The organism is Sinorhizobium sp. 8-89, from assembly GCF_030124325.1.
In the GTDB taxonomy this organism is placed as follows: Bacteria; Pseudomonadota; Alphaproteobacteria; order Rhizobiales; family Rhizobiaceae; genus Sinorhizobium.
In genome coordinates this window covers 190,530-207,024 of record NZ_JASKLR010000003.1, presented here as the reverse complement: position 1 = coordinate 207,024, position 16,495 = coordinate 190,530, and the positions used below count along the sequence as shown (strand labels likewise).

The 16,495-nt window shown below is 62.2% G+C and carries 16 protein-coding genes; 5 read left to right on the top strand and 11 right to left on the bottom strand.

Translation table 11 applies throughout. From position 1 onward, the window contains the following. Nucleotides 1–40 precede the first annotated feature (40 nt). From QN219_RS08310 to ade, 4 genes are all read left to right on the top strand, one after another. Complete coding sequence (locus QN219_RS08310) at nt 41–784, top strand: HugZ family protein (protein WP_283999134.1); 744 nt, start codon at nt 41–43, stop codon at nt 782–784. 119 nt (nt 785–903) lie between these two features. Further along, the gene (locus QN219_RS08305; RefSeq protein ID WP_173509545.1) at nt 904–1,248 is read left to right on the top strand and encodes a helix-turn-helix transcriptional regulator; all 345 of its coding nucleotides are present in this window, start codon (nt 904–906) and stop codon (nt 1,246–1,248) included. A 248-nt stretch (nt 1,249–1,496) separates the two neighbouring features. Next, a complete protein-coding gene (locus QN219_RS08300) occupies nt 1,497–2,825 on the top strand; it encodes an aspartate aminotransferase family protein (RefSeq protein WP_173509544.1) in 1,329 nt (442 codons plus the stop codon). Between the two features lie 87 nt (nt 2,826–2,912). Then, nucleotides 2,913–4,610 (top strand): adenine deaminase, encoded by a 1,698-nt coding sequence (gene ade / locus QN219_RS08295; protein WP_283999131.1) that lies wholly within the window; start codon nt 2,913–2,915, stop codon nt 4,608–4,610. Between the two features lie 3 nt (nt 4,611–4,613). Here ade and QN219_RS08290 read toward each other — a convergent pair whose 3' ends face one another. The 4 genes from QN219_RS08290 to QN219_RS08275 form a co-directional block, all read right to left on the bottom strand. Beyond that, the gene (locus QN219_RS08290; RefSeq protein ID WP_283999129.1) at nt 4,614–6,263 is read right to left on the bottom strand and encodes an alpha-glucosidase family protein; all 1,650 of its coding nucleotides are present in this window, start codon (nt 6,261–6,263) and stop codon (nt 4,614–4,616) included. A gap of 124 nt (nt 6,264–6,387) precedes the next feature. Then, the gene (gene der, locus QN219_RS08285) at nt 6,388–7,821 is read right to left on the bottom strand and encodes a ribosome biogenesis GTPase Der (RefSeq protein ID WP_283999128.1); all 1,434 of its coding nucleotides are present in this window, start codon (nt 7,819–7,821) and stop codon (nt 6,388–6,390) included. A 126-nt stretch (nt 7,822–7,947) separates the two neighbouring features. After that, entirely contained in the window at nt 7,948–8,616 is a 669-nt protein-coding gene (locus tag QN219_RS08280; RefSeq protein WP_283999127.1) for a tetratricopeptide repeat protein, read from the bottom strand. Nucleotides 8,617–8,704: 88 nt separating this feature from the next. Further along, the gene (locus QN219_RS08275; RefSeq protein ID WP_283999125.1) at nt 8,705–9,292 is read right to left on the bottom strand and encodes an NnrU family protein; all 588 of its coding nucleotides are present in this window, start codon (nt 9,290–9,292) and stop codon (nt 8,705–8,707) included. Between the two features lie 144 nt (nt 9,293–9,436). Between QN219_RS08275 and QN219_RS08270 the strand changes: the two genes are divergently transcribed. Beyond that, on the top strand, nt 9,437–10,447 hold the full coding sequence (locus QN219_RS08270; protein ID WP_283999123.1) for a polysaccharide deacetylase: 1,011 nt from the start codon (nt 9,437–9,439) through the stop codon (nt 10,445–10,447). Between the two features lie 10 nt (nt 10,448–10,457). On the opposite strand, the gene sbmA is transcribed toward QN219_RS08270, so the two are convergent. The 7 genes from sbmA to QN219_RS08235 form a co-directional block, all read right to left on the bottom strand. Further along, complete coding sequence (sbmA, locus tag QN219_RS08265) at nt 10,458–11,720, bottom strand: peptide antibiotic transporter SbmA (RefSeq protein WP_283999122.1); 1,263 nt, start codon at nt 11,718–11,720, stop codon at nt 10,458–10,460. A gap of 167 nt (nt 11,721–11,887) precedes the next feature. Next, nucleotides 11,888–13,018, bottom strand: coding sequence for an MFS transporter (locus QN219_RS08260; RefSeq protein WP_405052123.1), 1,131 nt, complete (start codon nt 13,016–13,018; stop codon nt 11,888–11,890). A gap of 262 nt (nt 13,019–13,280) precedes the next feature. Then, the gene (map, locus tag QN219_RS08255; RefSeq protein WP_283999120.1) at nt 13,281–14,030 is read right to left on the bottom strand and encodes a type I methionyl aminopeptidase; all 750 of its coding nucleotides are present in this window, start codon (nt 14,028–14,030) and stop codon (nt 13,281–13,283) included. Nucleotides 14,031–14,097: 67 nt separating this feature from the next. Further along, nucleotides 14,098–15,159 (bottom strand): LLM class flavin-dependent oxidoreductase, encoded by a 1,062-nt coding sequence (locus tag QN219_RS08250; protein ID WP_283999119.1) that lies wholly within the window; start codon nt 15,157–15,159, stop codon nt 14,098–14,100. A 94-nt stretch (nt 15,160–15,253) separates the two neighbouring features. After that, entirely contained in the window at nt 15,254–15,481 is a 228-nt protein-coding gene (locus QN219_RS08245) for a hypothetical protein (protein WP_283999118.1), read from the bottom strand. A gap of 73 nt (nt 15,482–15,554) precedes the next feature. After that, nucleotides 15,555–15,986: an SRPBCC domain-containing protein gene (locus tag QN219_RS08240; protein ID WP_283999117.1), complete on the bottom strand. Its 432-nt coding sequence runs from the start codon at nt 15,984–15,986 to the stop codon at nt 15,555–15,557. Then, nucleotides 15,983–16,306 carry a metalloregulator ArsR/SmtB family transcription factor gene (locus QN219_RS08235; RefSeq protein ID WP_283999116.1) on the bottom strand — a complete coding sequence of 108 codons (324 nt, stop codon included), beginning with the start codon at nt 16,304–16,306 and terminating at the stop codon, nt 15,983–15,985. Before QN219_RS08235 ends, QN219_RS08240 begins: the two co-directional genes overlap by 4 nt. Between the last annotated feature and the right edge of the window lie 189 nt (nt 16,307–16,495).

Sequence of the window (16,495 nt, the reverse complement as noted above, 5' to 3'; positions counted from 1 at the left end):
TTCATTGTTCGGGGTGGCAGGCAGCGAAAGGAGGCGAGTCATGAGCGACAAACCCAACGTACTGCGCGAAACCGACGATGAGGCGCGCAAGCTTGCCCGGGTACTGCTTCGCTCGGCCAAAAGTGCTGCGCTCGCGGTCATCGAGCCCGAAAGCAGCGGCTTCCCCTTCGTAAGCCGCGCCCTGATCGGCATCGACATCGATGGCGCCCCGGTGGTACTCGTCTCGCGACTGGCAACGCACACGCAGGCGCTGCTCGCCGACCGGCGCGCGTCGCTACTGGCGGGCGAGCCCGGCAAGGGCGATCCGCTCGCCCACCCGCGCCTTACCGTCCAATGCGAAGCCGAAGAGGTTCCGCACGATTCCGAGGCTCATGCCCGCATCCGTGCGCGCTTCGTCCGCCGCCACCCCAAGGCCAAGCTCTATGTCGACTTTCCCGATTTCGGCTTCTTCCGCCTGCAGCCGCTCAGGGCAAGCCTTAACGGCGGCTTCGGCCGCGCCTACGTGCTGACGGCCGAAGATCTCGCCATTACTTCGCCGGCCGCGCCCGCGCTCGCCGAAATGGAGGAGAGCGCGATCGAGCACATGAATGCCGACCATGCCGGCGCCGTGAAGCACTACGCGACCGTCCATTGCCGCGCGCCGGACGGTGACTGGAAGATCGTCGGCATCGACGCAGCCGGCCTCGACCTTTCCGACGGAGAGCGGTTGCGGCGCCTCGAATTCGAGGCATCTATCCAGGATCCGGGGGAATTACGGCCGCTTCTGAAAAAACTTTACGGTTAATCGGCGCCAAGCTACCCCCATTTTTCGCACTGGGTGGTTGCCCTTTTATGCATCACGGCTAATTATCGTGCTTCGTCAATCATAACTACGTGTGATGTAATTTTCGCATGGAGCACGCAATGCAGCCTCTTCCGCCTGAAAAACACGAGGAAGCCGAAATAGCAGCCGGTTTCCTTTCGGCCATGGCAAATCCGAAACGCCTCCTCATCCTCGACTCTCTCACCAAGGAAGAGCTGGCGGTCGGCGCATTGGCCAATAAGGTTGGGCTGAGCCAGTCGGCTCTTTCTCAGCATCTTTCGAAATTGCGTGCCCAGAATCTGGTAAGCACCCGTCGTGACGCCCAGACGATCTATTATTCGAGTTCCTCTGGCGCGGTCATGAAGATTTTGGGCGCCCTCGCAGAGATCTACGGTGAAGACAACAATGCCGTGGAAGAAAAAATCCTCGTCCGCAAATCGGCGTAAACTCCCAATACGTCCGCCACGCTGGACATTCTGAGAAGCCCCCCACGAACAATCACGCGGGGGGCTTATATTTTTGGCGCGCCGGGAAGGCGCCGCCAAGTCGTTCACTCGAAAAACTTGGCGCGGGGCGCAAAAGCCGCAGGCTTGACGCTATCGGGCGCGCTGATAGTTTGACCAACGGGTAAAAGAATCCGACCTGGCCGTCATTTGGCACCGCCAGCAATCAGATCCGCCGAGGAGAACAGGACATGTCGAACCGATTGAACACCACGCCGAACGATCTGCGCGCCTTCTGGATGCCGTTCACGGCCAACCGGCAATTCAAGAAAGAGCCGCGCCTCTTCGTCGGCGCCAAGGACATGTACTACACGACCCATGACGGCCGCACGGTGCTGGACGGGACAGCGGGCCTCTGGTGCGTCAACGCGGGCCACTGCCGACCGAAAATCACCGAAGCGATTCGCGCGCAGGCCGGCGAACTCGACTATGCGCCCGCTTTCCAGCTCGGCCATCCGAAAGCTTTCGAGCTTGCCAACCGTCTCGTAGACATCGCGCCCGAGGGAATGAACCATGTTCTCTACACGAACTCAGGTTCCGAATCGGTCGATACGGCCCTGAAGGTCGCGCTCGCCTACCATCGCGCCAAGGGCAACGGCTCCCGTTTCCGGCTGATCGGCCGCGAGCGCGGCTATCACGGCGTCAATTTCGGCGGTATTTCGGTCGGCGGCATCGTCGCCAACCGCAAGATGTTCGGTACGCTTCTGACTGGCGTCGACCACCTGTCGCACACCCATCTTCCGGCCAAGAATGCTTTCACCCGTGGAGAACCGGAGCATGGCGCCGATCTCGCAACCGAACTAGAGCGGATCGTCACCCTGCATGACGCCTCGACGATCGCCGCCGTCATCGTCGAGCCCGTTGCGGGCTCCACCGGCGTCCTCATCCCGCCGAAGGGCTATCTGCAGAAGCTGCGCGAAATCTGCACCAAACACGGCATCCTCCTGATTTTCGACGAGGTCATCACCGGTTATGGCCGCCTCGGCACGCCTTTTGCCGCGCAGTACTTCGACGTGAAGCCGGACATCATCACCACCGCGAAAGGTCTCACCAACGGGGTGATCCCGATGGGTGCCGTCTTCGTGACGTCGGAGATCCACGACGCCTTCATGACCGGGCCGGAACATCTGATCGAGTTCTTCCACGGCTATACCTATTCCGGCAACCCGATCGCTTCCGCCGCAGCGCTCGGCACGCTCGATACCTACAAGGAAGAAGGCCTGCTCACACGCGCCGCTGAGCTCGCCTCCTATTGGGAAGAAGCGCTGCATTCGCTCAAGGACTGCCCGCATGTCATCGACATCCGCAACATCGGCCTGATCGGTGCGATCGAACTGGAGCCGATCGCCGGTGAGCCGACAAAGCGGGCGTTCTCCGCCTTCCTGAAAGCCTATGAGAAGGGATTGCTGATCCGCACGACCGGCGACATCATCGCGCTGTCACCGCCGCTCATCATCGAGAAGCAGCAGATCGACGAATTGTTCGACAAGCTGCGAGACGTTCTGAAGAACAACATCTGAGCTTCGACATCATGCTTTCTCGACCCTTTCCCCCTGCGCGGGGAGAGGGTTATTCTTATGACCGAAGCAAAGAGGCGGAGCGCGCGCATGTCCGAGATGTTGGAACGTATCATCGATCAGGGTGTGGGCCGCGCCCCGGCAGACGTTGTGCTCAAGGGCGGGCGCTTCTTCGACCTCGTCACCGGTGATCTGGTTGCCTCCGACATCGCCATCTGTGGCGATCGCATTGTCGGCACCTACGGCGATTATCAGGGGCGCGAGGAAATCGACATCACAGGGCGCATCGTCGTTCCGGGTTTCATCGATACGCATCTGCACATCGAATCCTCGCTCGTCACCCCGCACGAATTCGACCGCTGCGTTCTACCGCTCGGCATCACGACGGCCATCTGCGACCCGCATGAGATTGCCAACGTGCTTGGCACAGAGGGCATCCAGTTCTTCCTGGATTCGGCGGTGGAAACGATCATGGACATCCGCGTCCAGCTTTCGTCCTGCGTGCCGGCGACACATCTCGAGACGACCGGTGCCGACCTGCCGATCGAGCGCCTCGTGCCCTTCCGCCACCACCCGAAGGTGATCGGGCTCGCCGAATTCATGAACTTTCCCGGCGTCGTCCACAAGGATCCCGTCTGCCTGGCCAAGCTCGATGCGTTCCAGGGCGGTCACATCGACGGTCATGCACCGCTTCTCTCCGGCAAGGAGCTGAACGGCTATCTAGCCACCGGCATCCGCACCGATCACGAATGCACGACCGCCGGCGAGGCGCTCGAAAAGATCCGCAAGGGCATGCAGATTCTCGTGCGCGAAGGGTCCGTTTCGAAGGATCTCAATGCCCTGATGCCGATCATCACCGAGCGGCTGTCGCCTCACCTTGCGCTTTGCACCGATGACCGCAATCCACTCGATATCGCCGAACAGGGCCATCTCGACCACATGATCCGCACCGCGATCGCGGCAGGCGTCGAGCCTCTGGCGATCTATCGCGCTGCCTCGGTTTCCGCCGCTCGCGCCTTCGGCCTTATGGATCGCGGCCTCGTCGCGCCGGGCTGGCGCGCCGACCTCGTCGTCATCGACAGCCTCGAAAACTGCAAGGCCGAGATCGTGTTTTCCGCCGGGAGGCGGGTAACGGATGCGCTCTTCGCCACGCGCAAACCGGTCGAACCCGTTGGTCTCGACAGTGTCAAGGCGGGCGAGGTCAAGGCAGCCGACTTCGCGGTCCCCTATGCTGAAGGTCAGACCTCGGTAATCGGCGTCCTGCCTGGCAAGATCATCACGGAACACCGGCGCTTCCACTTGCCCGCTGAAGGAAACCAAACCGGAGTCGACCTTGGCCGAGATATCATCAAGGTCGCCGTCATCGAGCGCCACGGCGTCAACGGCAACCACGCGAACGGCTTCGTCCAGGGCTTCGGCCTGAAGAAGGGCGCAATCGCCTCGACGGTCGGCCACGACAGCCACAATATCTGCGTCGTTGGCGTCAACGAAGAGGACATGGCGCTCGCCGCAAACCGGCTCAGCGAGATCAAGGGTGGCTTCGTCGTCGTCGAAGACGGCAGGGTCACCGGCGAGATCGCGCTGCCGATTGCAGGCCTGATGAGCCTCGAACGCTACGAACGGGTGCGCGATATCCTGCATCACCTGCGCCGCGCCGCCTTTGCACTGGGCGCGACGCTCGAAGAACCCTTCCTGCAACTCGCCTTCCTGCCGCTACCGGTGATCCCGCACCTGAAGATTTCGGATCGCGGACTGATCGACGTGGATAGATTCGCGCTGATCGGGTGAGCCTCAGGCTCGCAGCCTGCCACAAAAGACGTCGAGGCCGGAGAGCGTGATTGCGTTCTCCGCGAAAGCGGGCGCAAATCCGGGCATCGGCAGCACCACCGAGACAGTCATTCCGGTCGAAAGCTGAACTGTCTGCGGTTCCCGCGTGAGATTGAAGACGAAGAGCAGCCGCTCACCGTCCTTCTCCCGTATGAAAGCCAGAATGTCCTGATTGGAGGCAACAAACCCCATATCGCCGTCGAGAAGCGGTGCGTGCAGGCGGCGGAAAGCGAGGGTCCGGCGATAATGCTCCAGGACCGATCCCGAGATGTTCTCCTGCGCATCGACGGCCAGCATCCGCTGCTCGCCGCGCACCGGCAGCCAGGGGATCCCGGCGGAGAATCCGGCGTTGGCGAGGTCCCCCTCCCAGACCATCGGCGTGCGGCAACCGTCGCGGCCTTTGAAGGCCGGCCAGAAGCGGATCCCGTAGGGATCGCGCAACTCCTCGAAGGAGAGCTCCGCCTCCGGCAGGCCCAGTTCCTCGCCCTGATAGAGACAGATGGAGCCGCGCAGGGCCGAAAGCAGGGAGATCGCCAGTTTCGCCACCCGCTCCCTCTCCGCCTCATCCCGCGCGAACCGGCTGACATGGCGCATGACATCGTGGTTGGAGAAGGCCCAGCAGACCCAGCCGTCGGTCACCACGGCCTGGAAGTTCTCGACGCATCGGCGGATATGCGTTGCGGTAAACTCCGGCCCGAGAAGGTCGAAGGTGTAGCACATATGCAGCTTGTCGCCGCCGCTGGTATAGGCGGCGACCGTCTTCAGCGAACGGGCACCGTCGCCGACTTCGCCGACCGTGGCGCGTCCGCTGTATTCATCGAGCATCGCCCGCAATCGGCGCAGGAAACCGACATTTTCCGGCTGCGTCTTGTCGTAGAGATGATCCTGCATGCCATAGGGGTTGACATCCGGCGCATCGTGGCTCGTTGCATCCGGATCGGGAACGAGCGGCGGATTGTCCCTGAGGTTCCGGTCGTGGAAATAGTAGTTGGCGGTATCGAGCCGGAAGCCGTCCACGCCGCGATCGAGCCAAAAGCGGACGGTCGAGAGCACCGCCTCCTGGACCTCCGGATTGTGGAAGTTGAGGTCCGGCTGCGACGATAGGAAATTGTGCATGTAGTATTGCCTGCGGACGCCGTCCCATTCCCAGGCCGGGCCGCCGAAGATCGAAAGCCAGTTGTTCGGCGCCGTCCCGTCGAATTTCGGGTCGGCCCATACATACCAGTCTTCCTTGGCATTGGTCCTGCTCGACCGGCTCTCGATGAACCAGGGATGCTGGTCCGAGCTGTGCGAAATCACCTGGTCGATGATTACCTTCAGGCCCAGACGATGCGCCTCCGCGAGCATGGCGTCGAAATCGGCAAGCGTGCCGAACATCGGATCGACGCCGCAATAGTCGGAGACATCATAGCCCATGTCGGCCTGCGGCGAGGTGAAGAAGGGCGACAGCCAGATCGCATCGACGCCGAGCGAGGCGATATGCGGAAGTCGCCGCGTGACGCCGCGAAGATCGCCAATGCCGTCGCCGTCGGTGTCCTGGAAGGATCGCGGATAGACTTGGTAGATCACCGCGCCGCGCCACCAGTCGTCACCTGACCTCGATGCTGTCGCCATCGGCGCATCCCCTCGTTTCGGCTGTCCCCATGCAGATGTATCTTTGGGAATTCTTCGAGCAAACGACGATCGTCCTGTTCGCCGCCGGCAAGATAATCCACCGTCTCGATGAGCGGTCAGGCGGTCAACGTTTCTTGCGTGCCTTCGATTCGTAAGGATTCTCCGACGCTCGGAAATGCACGCGGATTGGCACACCGGGCAAGTCGAAGTCGTTACGAAGCCCGTTGATGAGATATCGGGTGTAGGATTCCGGCAGCGCATCGGGGCGCGTGCAGGAAATCATGAAGCCCGGCGGACGGGCCTTCACCTGCGTCATGTATTTGAGCTTGAGGCGGCGGCCGGAAACGGCCGGTGGCGGATGCTGTACCTGTTGCGCTTCGAGCCAGCGGTTGAGCCGCGCCGTCGAGATGCGCCGGTTCCACACCTTGTCGGTGTCAATGATCGCCTGCATCAGCCGGTCGAGACCATAGCCTGTATGGCCGGAAATCGGCACGGCACGGATGCCGCGCGCCTGCGGCAGCAGGCGCTCGGTCTTTTCACGGAGATCGGCCAGAACCGCCTGCCAATCCTCGACAAGATCCCATTTGTTGAAGGCCAGCACAGCCGCCCGCCCTTCGCGAAGCACCAGGTCGACAATCTGCAGGTCCTGCTTCTCGAAGGGAATCGTGGCGTCGAAAACGACGACGACGGTCTCGGCAAAACGGATCGCCCTCAGCGCATCGGCGACCGAGAGCTTTTCGAGCTTTTCCTGGACCTTTGCCTTGCGGCGCATGCCGGCCGTGTCGAACATCTTGATCGTGCGGCCACGCCATTGCCATTCGACGGAGATCGAATCGCGGGTGATGCCTGCCTCTGGCCCGGTCAGCAGCCGGTCCTCGCCGAGGAAGCGGTTGATCAGCGTCGACTTGCCGGCATTCGGCCGGCCGACGATCGCCACGCGCAGCGGCTTCGTTTCGTCGTAGGCGGGCTCTGCGTCGTCGTCCTCCGCCCCCTCGCCCGGAGTGGTTGGGCGAATATCGACGTCGGTCACCGCCACGTCGTCCTTCGGCGGAAATGCCCTCTCCTCGCCGAGCGCGGCAACGATCGCGTCGCGCAGGTCGAGCATGCCTTCACCATGTTCGGCCGAGATCGGGCAAGGATCGCCGAGACCGAGCGTGAAGGCGTCGTAGAAGCCGCCATCGGAGCCGCGCGCTTCGGCCTTGTTGGCGACGACGATGACCGGCTTGCCGCGGCGACGCAGCATTTCGGCGAGCGTTTCGTCGGAGGGCGTCAATCCCGCCTTCGCATCGATCACGAAAAGCGAAAGGTCGGCCTCGTCGATCGCCGCCTCGGTCTGCGCCCACATGCGGCCCTGCAGGCTCTCGGGTGCCGATTGTTCGAGACCGGCGGTATCGATGATACGAAACTTGAGATCTACGAGCTTGGCGTCGCCCGGACGGCGGTCGCGGGTGACGCCCGGCGTATCGTCAACGAGCGCCAGCTTCTTGCCAACCAGGCGGTTGAACAAGGTGGACTTGCCGACATTGGGGCGCCCGACGATGGCGACGGTAAAGCTCATCTCGAAATATCCGTTTCCGCTCTTACAGCGCCGTGCGTCCTTTCAGGACGCACAAAGGACGCTGTAACTCTTTGAGTCTACGCATCGTGCTTTCCGAAAATCGGGTCCGATTTTCGGGCCGATGCGCTAGGCTTTGCCGCTCGCAGCGATTACGTCAAGCAGCATCTGCGCACGACCCATGACGCCGCGCGGGCTCTCCTTGTCGTCTGTGATTTGCTGGAACCAGCTTTTCGCCTTGGCGAAGTCGCCTGCCTTGTAAGCGGCAAGACCGAGCGCTTCACGGGCGGAATGGCGCATCGTGTTTTGCGGAACGGCCAGTTGCTCGACCTCGGACGACACCTGCTCGTAGGTTCCGTTGTCGACAAGCAGATAGGCCGCACGCAGACGCGCCGCATCGCGCAGCGCCGGCGGAATGCGGGTATCCTTGCCGATGTCGGAGAAGGCGGCGATCGCCGCATCGGTCTCGCCCTTCTGCGCCTGCAGGGTTGCGGTCCTGAGCCGGGCCAGTACGGGATAAGAGCCGTAGCCGTCCTTCTCCAGGGCCGTCAGCGCCGCAAGGGCCTCGTCCGACTTGTTCTCCCGGGCGAGATTGAGGGCGGCGAGGAAAGCGTCGCCGGACTGCGACGAGGACGTTTCCTGCCAGTAATCGTAACCAACCTTGCCGACGGTGCCGAGAACGATCAGGGCGGCCAGCGCAACGATCAGCCCGCCGAAGCGCGTCCAGATGGCCTTCATCTGGTCCGAACGGAGTTCTTCGTTGACCTCGCGGATAAAGCTGTCGTCTTGGTTCGCCATGTCCTGTGTTCCGGCTGCCCGGCCTTCATGCTGAGAATTTTGCGCCTTCTACCCGATTTTGCGCCGCTTGTAAGGGGGAGAAGATCATTTAGCCGATGGCGATGGGTGCTACGCCGATCACCAGTTCGTGCAGTTTCCAGACAATTGCAACGAAGAGCACCGCGCCGATGAGGATCGCGCCGACATCGTAGCGATAGGAAACAAAGGTCGGATAGCTGATCTCGCTGGCCCGCCAGCGCTTCTTCATCGATATCCGGAGAATGACGCCCCAGGCCAGGAAGGCGCCGAAGAGCAGGACCGAGGAGGTCTCGCCGTTGGCAAGCAGATGGGCAAGCGCCCAGATCTTGATGGCCAGAATGGCCGGGTGCTTGGTTACGACGCGGATCTTGCCGGGCGGCAGGAAGGCGGTGGCCAGGGAGATGCATGCGATCAGCATCAGTGTCAGGGCGATATGGGAAAGGAAGACCGGCGGCGTGTAGAGGACACCGGTCGTCGCGCGCGCCTGGTCGAATCCGACGGCGATAAGACCGAGGCCGACGATCGCAGCAATGGCGTGGATCGCGTGCCGGGTTCCGATACCGCTTCGCTCAACCACCGCCGCGCGCACGCGGGGCGCGAAGCTTCGAACGAGGTGGATACCCATAAAGATCACAATGCTCAGAACCAGAAGCGCCATGTTTCACCCGCCGCAATTATACATTTGTTTACCAAGGCATAGCGGTATCGATCGCGAATTGCCAGATGGATCAAAGGATTGCCGCATTGTTGAAGAAGGACGACGCGAACAAATCCTTTTCTGATTCTCCCAAGATGCCCCGGAATGACCCGCAACGCCCTTACGCTCTCCCTTTGTCTCTTTCCCGCCCTCGCAACAGCCGCCCCGCCTCCGACGCCCGAGGCAGCGGCACCAGCGAACAAGCAACTCGTGATCGTCTCGTTCGACGGCGCGCATGACAACGCGCTCTGGGAGAAGAGCCTCGCCCTGGCCAAGCGCACCGGCGCCCATTTCACCTATTTCCTTTCCTGCACCTTCCTGATGACGAAGGCGGACGGAAAAGAGATTTACAGGGCGCCGGGGCAGAAGGCGGGACGCTCCAATGTCGGCTTTGCGCAAAGCCGCGAGGAGATCGCTATTCGCGCCGGCCATATCTGGCATGCGCGGCTCGAAGGACACGATATCGGCAGCCACGCTTGCGGCCATTTCGACGGGAAGAGCTGGAGCGAGGCCGATTGGCAGCGGGAATTCACCGCGTTCCGCGAGGCAGTGGCCGACGCCTGGAAGAAGGCCGGCAAGGCGGAAGCCGAGCCGCAAGGCTGGGCGGAGTTTGCGCGAAACGATATCAAGGGCTTCCGCGCGCCCTACCTTTCGTTGAGTGATGGCCTGCTGCCGGCGCTGAAGGCGTTCGGCTTCACCTATGACGCAAGCCTCGTCACCAAAGGGCCCGGCTGGCCGTCGGCGCAGGAGGGCTTACCGCGTTTCGGCCTGCCTCTCATTCCCGAAGGCCCGTCGCATCGGCCGGTGATCGGCATGGACTACAATCTCTTCGTCCGTCATTCGATGGGCGTCGAAAACAAGAAGAACAGCGCGGTCTTCGAAGAACGTACGCTTGCGGCCTACCGCCATGCCTTCCGCAAGGAATATGACGGCGGCCGCGTTCCGCTTCAGCTCGGCTTCCATTTCGTCGAGATGAATGGCGGCGCCTATTGGCGCGCGCTCGACCGCTTCCTGACCGAGACGTGCGGCAAGCCGGATGTCGCCTGCGTCAGCTACGCGGAGGCGCTTCCTCTTGTCGAGGACGCAAAAAAGAAGGCGGATCGCTCCGCCTTCTGATTGCCGTCCTTCAGAGCGCCAGTTCTTCCTTGCCGCCGACCTCGATGAACTGCTGATCGATCTCCGGCAGCGGCTCCTCGTCGAGGATCGCTTCGAAGGCGCGCAAGCGCTTGTAGATCGACAGCAGTTCGACAATCGTCGGCCACGAGTTGACGAGATACTGGAACGAAGAGGTTACCTGGCCGAATGCACCGGAAATCTGGTTCAGGGCGCCGAGGGAAATCTTGCCGGCGATAATCGACGGAGCCAGGATCAGCAACGAAAAGATGTTGTTGATCTGCAGGTAGAAGATGCGGGCGATATTGAAATAGAGATAGTGGAAGTAAAGCCGGAAGTAGTTCCGGCGGACATTGTCGAAGAGATCGGCGACCGTCGGCGGCTGGGCGCGGTCGGCGTGATCCTCGCCGTAGACGAGTTCCTTGCGATAGGCGGCCTCCACGCGCTGATTGCGGAACTCAAGCCCCGGCAACTTGATACCGACGAGAGCCAAGAACACCGTGCCGAACAGCGACCAGAGCACGGCCGCCGTTACCAGCGGATAGGGAATGATGCCGACGATCGGAAGCTCCGTGACGTTGGCCGACAGTCGGATCAGCACCGGCGTGAAAGCGATCAGCGTCATGACGCTGTCGATCAGGCTGACGCCGAGCCCCTCGACTGTGGTCGAGAAACGCATCGTGTCTTCCTGGACGCGCTGCGAGGCGCCCTCGATATGGCGAAGTCTGCCCCAGTTGTCCATGTAATATTCGTTCATCGCGGTGCGCCAGCGGAAGATGTAATGGCTGACGAAGAAGCGCGTCATGACCGCAACAGCGACAGCCACCATCGCAATCGCCAGGAAGGTGGCAATCTCGCCGTAGAACTGCTCGGCCGTCACAACGGCTGACCTTGAGACCGCTGCCTGCACCAGGTCCCAGAAGGGGCCGTACCAGTTGTTGATCGCGACACTCACCTGAACCTGGAAATAGGTGACGAAAAGGATCAGAGCCGACCCCAGGATAGACCAGGTCTGCCAACGATGCGGCGAATAGACGTACCAGAACGCGGTGAAAAGCCCGACGACCACAGCAAAGTAGATGTAAAACCACAGGAACGCCGGCGACCAGAACGCGGAAATGCCGACAATGGGCGGCGCGTCAATCGCCAACGGCGGGAGCCCAAAAGCTGCTCCCATGCTTTCGCCCCAGCTATACCAGAAGGCAATGGCTAGCAGCGACCATACGGTGACGGAAATGAAGAATTGCTTCGGCTTGGGGAAAAAGGATTGGAACAAGGTGCGGCACTCTCGCTTCTGAGGAGGGACAATGACTTGCCCCCTGATGTGCCGAAACTAGGGCAAATTGCCTTGAGCAACAATTAGGTAATGTGAATGTTACTGTTATTTCATGAAGCTGCGCTTGTTCACAATTTTCCGCAAATTCAACCGAACGGCGGCGAATATCAGCGTTCCAGGGCCGTGCTGATCTTGCGAAGTTCAAGAACCACTACGGTTCCGCAGCAAAACAGCACCACGGACGCGACCAGCGTCGGCAAGGTAAAATTGCCGGTCCGTTCGGCAAGCCAGCCGGCGACAAGTGGCCCGATGATCTGGCCGATGCCGAAGGCTGCAGTCATCAGGGCAAGCGCCCGGCGCGGGCTTTCCGGCGCAAGGCGCCGGCCGATCTGCAGGCCGTAAGCCGTGATCATCATGAAAGTGGCGCCGAGCATCAGGCCGCCCACGAGCGGCGCGAAGGGCAAGGGCAACGAGACGGTCAGAACCAGCCCGGCGGCCTCCACCAGCAGGCCGATGGCGTAGACGCCCGCCAACCCGAAACGCGGCACGGCAAAACGCCAGAGATATACCGAGACCGCGGCGCTTGCGCCCGTCAGCAGCCAGGCAAGAAATTCGACGCTGTGGCCGCCGCTGGCTTCGCGCGCCATGGCGACGAGAAACGTTGCGGTGATCACATAGCCGAAGCCGAAGAAGCCGTAGGTAAGCGTCATGACCGTCAGCGGCCGCGTCCACGTCAGCGGCCCTTCGCGTTCACCCCCGCCCGCAGCAAGATGACCGCGCGGCAGCAGCGCAGCCACGACGACCGTGCCCACGAGCGCGACGAGCGCACCGGTGAACCAGTCCGCTTGCGACGTGGAGAAGCCGGTGGCCGCAAGCGGCGCGGCCCAGACACAGATCGAGGAAAGAGCGATGCCGAGGCCGACGCCACCGAAATGCACCGACGGCACGTGCTCCGATCTGGCGCGCAGTCCCTCGCCCAGGACGATTCCCGAAATGAAGATCATCGCAAAGGCGCTGGCGAGGCCCGCGAGGAAACGAATGACAGAGTAGGCGAGCACCGACGACGTCAGCCCCATGGCGGCGAGCAACAGTGTCGTCGCCACGAGCGCGGCGAGGCCGAACCGCCGTTCGCGGCCATGAGCCCAGCCATAGGCGGCAAGCACGGCGCCGGCGAGATAGCCGACGAAGTTCGCCGATGCAATCAGCCCAGCGTCCCGCGGCGAGAGCCCCGCATCCGCCATCATCGCCGGCAGGATCGGCGTGTATGAAAACCGGCCGAATCCCATGGCAACCGCCATGGCAATGGCGCCGGCAACCGCCGTTGCCACCAGGTTGCCGCTTGGGGCTGGATACGCGATGGAAGACGTCGGCACTTCGCCCCCGCGGTGCTTCACGTCATGAAGACCGGCACCGGTTTGCTTCGAAGGGACGTCGTCGCGGTCCGGCAATCTGTGGAGCGTGCTCATGACCTTCTTATTGCACCGCAGCAAGAAGACGACAAATGACTATAATTGAACGTCCTATTGAAGGAATCGAACGATCCACGGGATCGAGCGAGCGTCAGCCCGGCAAAGTCACGACCAGCGGCCCGCCGCGCGTGACGACGACGGTATGTTCATACTGCACCGTCGGGGCGCGCGGCTCGCTGTAGAGTGTCCAGTCATCGTCTCCGCCTTCCGCCCAGTGAGCGCCCATCGACAAGAACGGCTCCACGGTGAAAACCATGCCATCGGTCATGTGCCGGCGCTCGGACGGATCCGGCCAGGTGGCGATCTCGCCCGGCTCCTCATGCAGCGAACGGCCGATGCCGTGGCTCGCAAGGTTGGTCACGAGTGAATAGCGGTTCCTGCGGGCGAATTCGCCGATGGCATTGCCGATCGCCGCTAAGGATTGACCCGGGCGTACCTGCTTCAATCCGACCCACATGGCGCGCCTGCCATCGCGGCAAAGCCTGTCGACTGCTGCGGTCACCGGCGGCACCGGAAAGGAAGCGCCGGTATCGGCGAAGATGCCATCCTTCTCGGCCGAAACATCGATGTTGACGAGATCGCCGGCGCGGATCGCGCGCGCACCCGGAATGCCATGGGCGATCTCCTCGTTGACGCTGATGCAGGTCGCGCCGGGAAAGCGGTAGCAGAGCTCCGGCGCCGAGCGCGCGCCGGCATCCTCCAGAACCTTGCGGCCGATCGCATCGAGTTCGGCCGTCGTGATGCCGGGTTCGAGCGCCTCGCCCATTGCCTGGAGCGCGTTGGCGCAGATGCGGCCGATCTCTTTCAACCGGAGCAGGTCTTCATCATTGTTGAGGGTCATGGTGTCTCGCTTTCGCGCGCAGATGTAGCGTGTCGAAGCCGAATATTCCAGCACCGGCGGTGCGCACTCACGCGCTCGCTGGTTGAGACCGCCCGCCTTCCTCGGCCAACGCCTTCCTGACCAGCGGCGCCACCCTGGTTCCATAAAGCTCGATGCCGCGCATGATCTGGTCATGCGGCATCGGACCGATTGCCATCTGCAGCAGGAAGCGGTCGTTGCGGAACAGCTTCTGGTGCGCGACGATCTTCTCGGCCACGGTTTCGGGATCGCCGAGGAAGAGATTGCCGGTCGGGCCGCGCGCCTGGTCGAAGTGGGCGCGGTTCGTCGGTCCCCAGCCGCGTTCACGGCCGATGCGGTTCATCACCTCCGCCTGCGGTCCGTAGAACTGGTCAGCCGCCTTCTCCGTCGTGTCGGCGATGAAACCGTGAACATTGATGCTTGTCTTCAGCGTCGCGACGTCTTGACCGGCGCGGCGCGCCGCCTCGCGATAAAGATCGAAGAGCGGCGCGAAACGGCGGGGCTCGCCGCCGATGATCGCAAGCGCCATCGGCAAGCCGAGCGCGCCCGCCCGCGCGACCGACTGCGGCGTGCCGCCGACCGCGATCCAGAGCGGCAGCGGATCCTGCAGCGGACGCGGATAGACCCCACGGTCGTTGATCGGCGGACGCAACTCGCCCGACCAGGTGACTTTCTCGGTCTCCCGGATCGCCAGCAGCAAATCCAGCTTTTCGGAGAAGAGCTGGTCATAGTCGTCGAGCGACTGGCCAAAGAGCGGGAAGGACTCGATGAAGGAGCCTCGGCCCGCCATGATCTCGGCGCGGCCGTTGGAGAGAAGGTCGAGTGTTGAAAACTGCTGGAAGACCCGTACCGGATCGTCCGAGCTCAACACCGTTACCGCGCTGCTCAACCGGATCTTGGCTGTGCGGGACGCAGCGGCTGCCAGGATGACCGCCGGCGCGGAGGCCGCATAGTCCGGCCGGTGATGCTCGCCAAGCCCGAAGACATCGAGCCCTACCTGGTCGGCAAGCTCAATCTCTTCAAGGAGGTTGGCGAGGCGTCTCCGTCCTTCGGCACCCTTGTCGATCGCATTGGGATCGACGTCCGCGAATGTGTAAAGCCCGAGTTCCATGATGCCTTCCTGTTGCTGTTTGCAGAGAAATAGTTGGCATCACATCGAGCCGCAAATGCGCGTTGGGGAAACGCACCGTTTCCAAAGGGAGTGTTCACTTCATCGCGGCAGTAGGCCGACCGCCACGCCTCTTCGGAACATACGGCAACATGAACATGTAGAGGCCGGTGAACAGCAGCAGGAAGAGCGGGAGAAGTGGCGAATAGACCACCCAGGCAGGAGGCTCACCCAGTCCCATGGCGACGAAGTTGGCGATCACGGTCACCGTGAAGGCGATGGACAACCAGCGGTGGATTTGCCGAACCCAGATATTCCAGTTCATTGAGACCTCCCATTAGCATGAAGCGCAGTGAATCGGGCCTCGCTTGGCCCCCTTCGGACGGTGGCGGCAGACTTCAATCCATCCTCGCCAAGACCTGCTCCAGATTTGCAAAGAACTTCTGCCATCCCGCGCTGGCGCCTCCGTAGGCCTGCCGCTGTTCGGGCCGGAAGCCCGACTGCTCCATGCGCAGCATGGTGCCCGTGTTCGTTGGCTCGAGAGTAAACGTCACCACACTCTTCAGATCGTAGGCCGGATCCTCATGGGCGAAGTTCCAGGTGTAGGTCAGCTTTTTGTTCGGCTCGACGGCCAGAACCTCGCAATCCAATACTCCGCCCCAGTCCCCGCGAAGATTGAAACGGTGACCCACAACGGGTTTCAAATCGTTCTTCATCAGCCACTCCTCGACCAGGTGTGGCTGGGTGAGCGCGCGCCAGATCTTCTCCGGCGCCTGGGGGATCTCGCGTTCGACCACGACAGAGCGCGTTTCGGGCGACGTTTCGTTCATTGGTCCATCCTTCTCAGTAGGTTCTCGAGGTCGTCAAAACGGCTTTGCCAGAAGCCGGCCATCTGGCTTGTCCAATCGACCAGAGGGGCGAGTGCGCCGAGTTGGGCGCTGTAGTACGTGTGGCGACCTTCGTGGCGGTCGCGCACCAACCCGGCTTGCTTCAGGACCCCGAGATGCTTCGAGACGACCGGTTGCGAGACCCCGGCACGCGCCGTCAGAGCGCCGACTGTCCTTTCCCCCTCACGGCACAATCGCTCGAACAGGGCCCGCCGAGTCGGATCGGCAAGCGTTCTGAAGAGCACATCGTGAGCGTTCGACATTTGGGATCAGTACCCTGTTGGCTATTGGTCGACATATAGCCACCGAGCTATACGTGAGTCAAGTCCCAACCGGCGCCGGCGTGACGATGTTCGATAGAGCGAGCGGCCGTCTACGGGCCGGCGTCACCGAGACCTCGCGCAGGGGCCTTTTCGCACAATGCCGGGGAGTTCGGATTGCGCAAGCAGCAT

Coding starts and splice junctions, on each gene's coding strand:
- QN219_RS08310 (WP_283999134.1), top strand. CDS start 41: ATGAGCGACAAACCCAACGTACTGCGCGAAACCGACGATGAGGCGCGC.
- QN219_RS08305 (WP_173509545.1), top strand. CDS start 904: ATGCAGCCTCTTCCGCCTGAAAAACACGAGGAAGCCGAAATAGCAGCC.
- QN219_RS08300 (WP_173509544.1), top strand. CDS start 1,497: ATGTCGAACCGATTGAACACCACGCCGAACGATCTGCGCGCCTTCTGG.
- ade (WP_283999131.1), top strand. CDS start 2,913: ATGTCCGAGATGTTGGAACGTATCATCGATCAGGGTGTGGGCCGCGCC.
- QN219_RS08290 (WP_283999129.1), bottom strand. CDS start 6,263: ATGGCGACAGCATCGAGGTCAGGTGACGACTGGTGGCGCGGCGCGGTG.
- der (WP_283999128.1), bottom strand. CDS start 7,821: ATGAGCTTTACCGTCGCCATCGTCGGGCGCCCCAATGTCGGCAAGTCC.
- QN219_RS08280 (WP_283999127.1), bottom strand. CDS start 8,616: ATGGCGAACCAAGACGACAGCTTTATCCGCGAGGTCAACGAAGAACTC.
- QN219_RS08275 (WP_283999125.1), bottom strand. CDS start 9,292: ATGGCGCTTCTGGTTCTGAGCATTGTGATCTTTATGGGTATCCACCTC.
- QN219_RS08270 (WP_283999123.1), top strand. CDS start 9,437: ATGACCCGCAACGCCCTTACGCTCTCCCTTTGTCTCTTTCCCGCCCTC.
- QN219_RS08260 (WP_405052123.1), bottom strand. CDS start 13,018: ATGGCGGTTGCCATGGGATTCGGCCGGTTTTCATACACGCCGATCCTG.
- map (WP_283999120.1), bottom strand. CDS start 14,030: ATGACCCTCAACAATGATGAAGACCTGCTCCGGTTGAAAGAGATCGGC.
- QN219_RS08250 (WP_283999119.1), bottom strand. CDS start 15,159: ATGGAACTCGGGCTTTACACATTCGCGGACGTCGATCCCAATGCGATC.
- QN219_RS08245 (WP_283999118.1), bottom strand. CDS start 15,481: ATGAACTGGAATATCTGGGTTCGGCAAATCCACCGCTGGTTGTCCATC.
- QN219_RS08240 (WP_283999117.1), bottom strand. CDS start 15,986: ATGAACGAAACGTCGCCCGAAACGCGCTCTGTCGTGGTCGAACGCGAG.
- QN219_RS08235 (WP_283999116.1), bottom strand. CDS start 16,306: ATGTCGAACGCTCACGATGTGCTCTTCAGAACGCTTGCCGATCCGACT.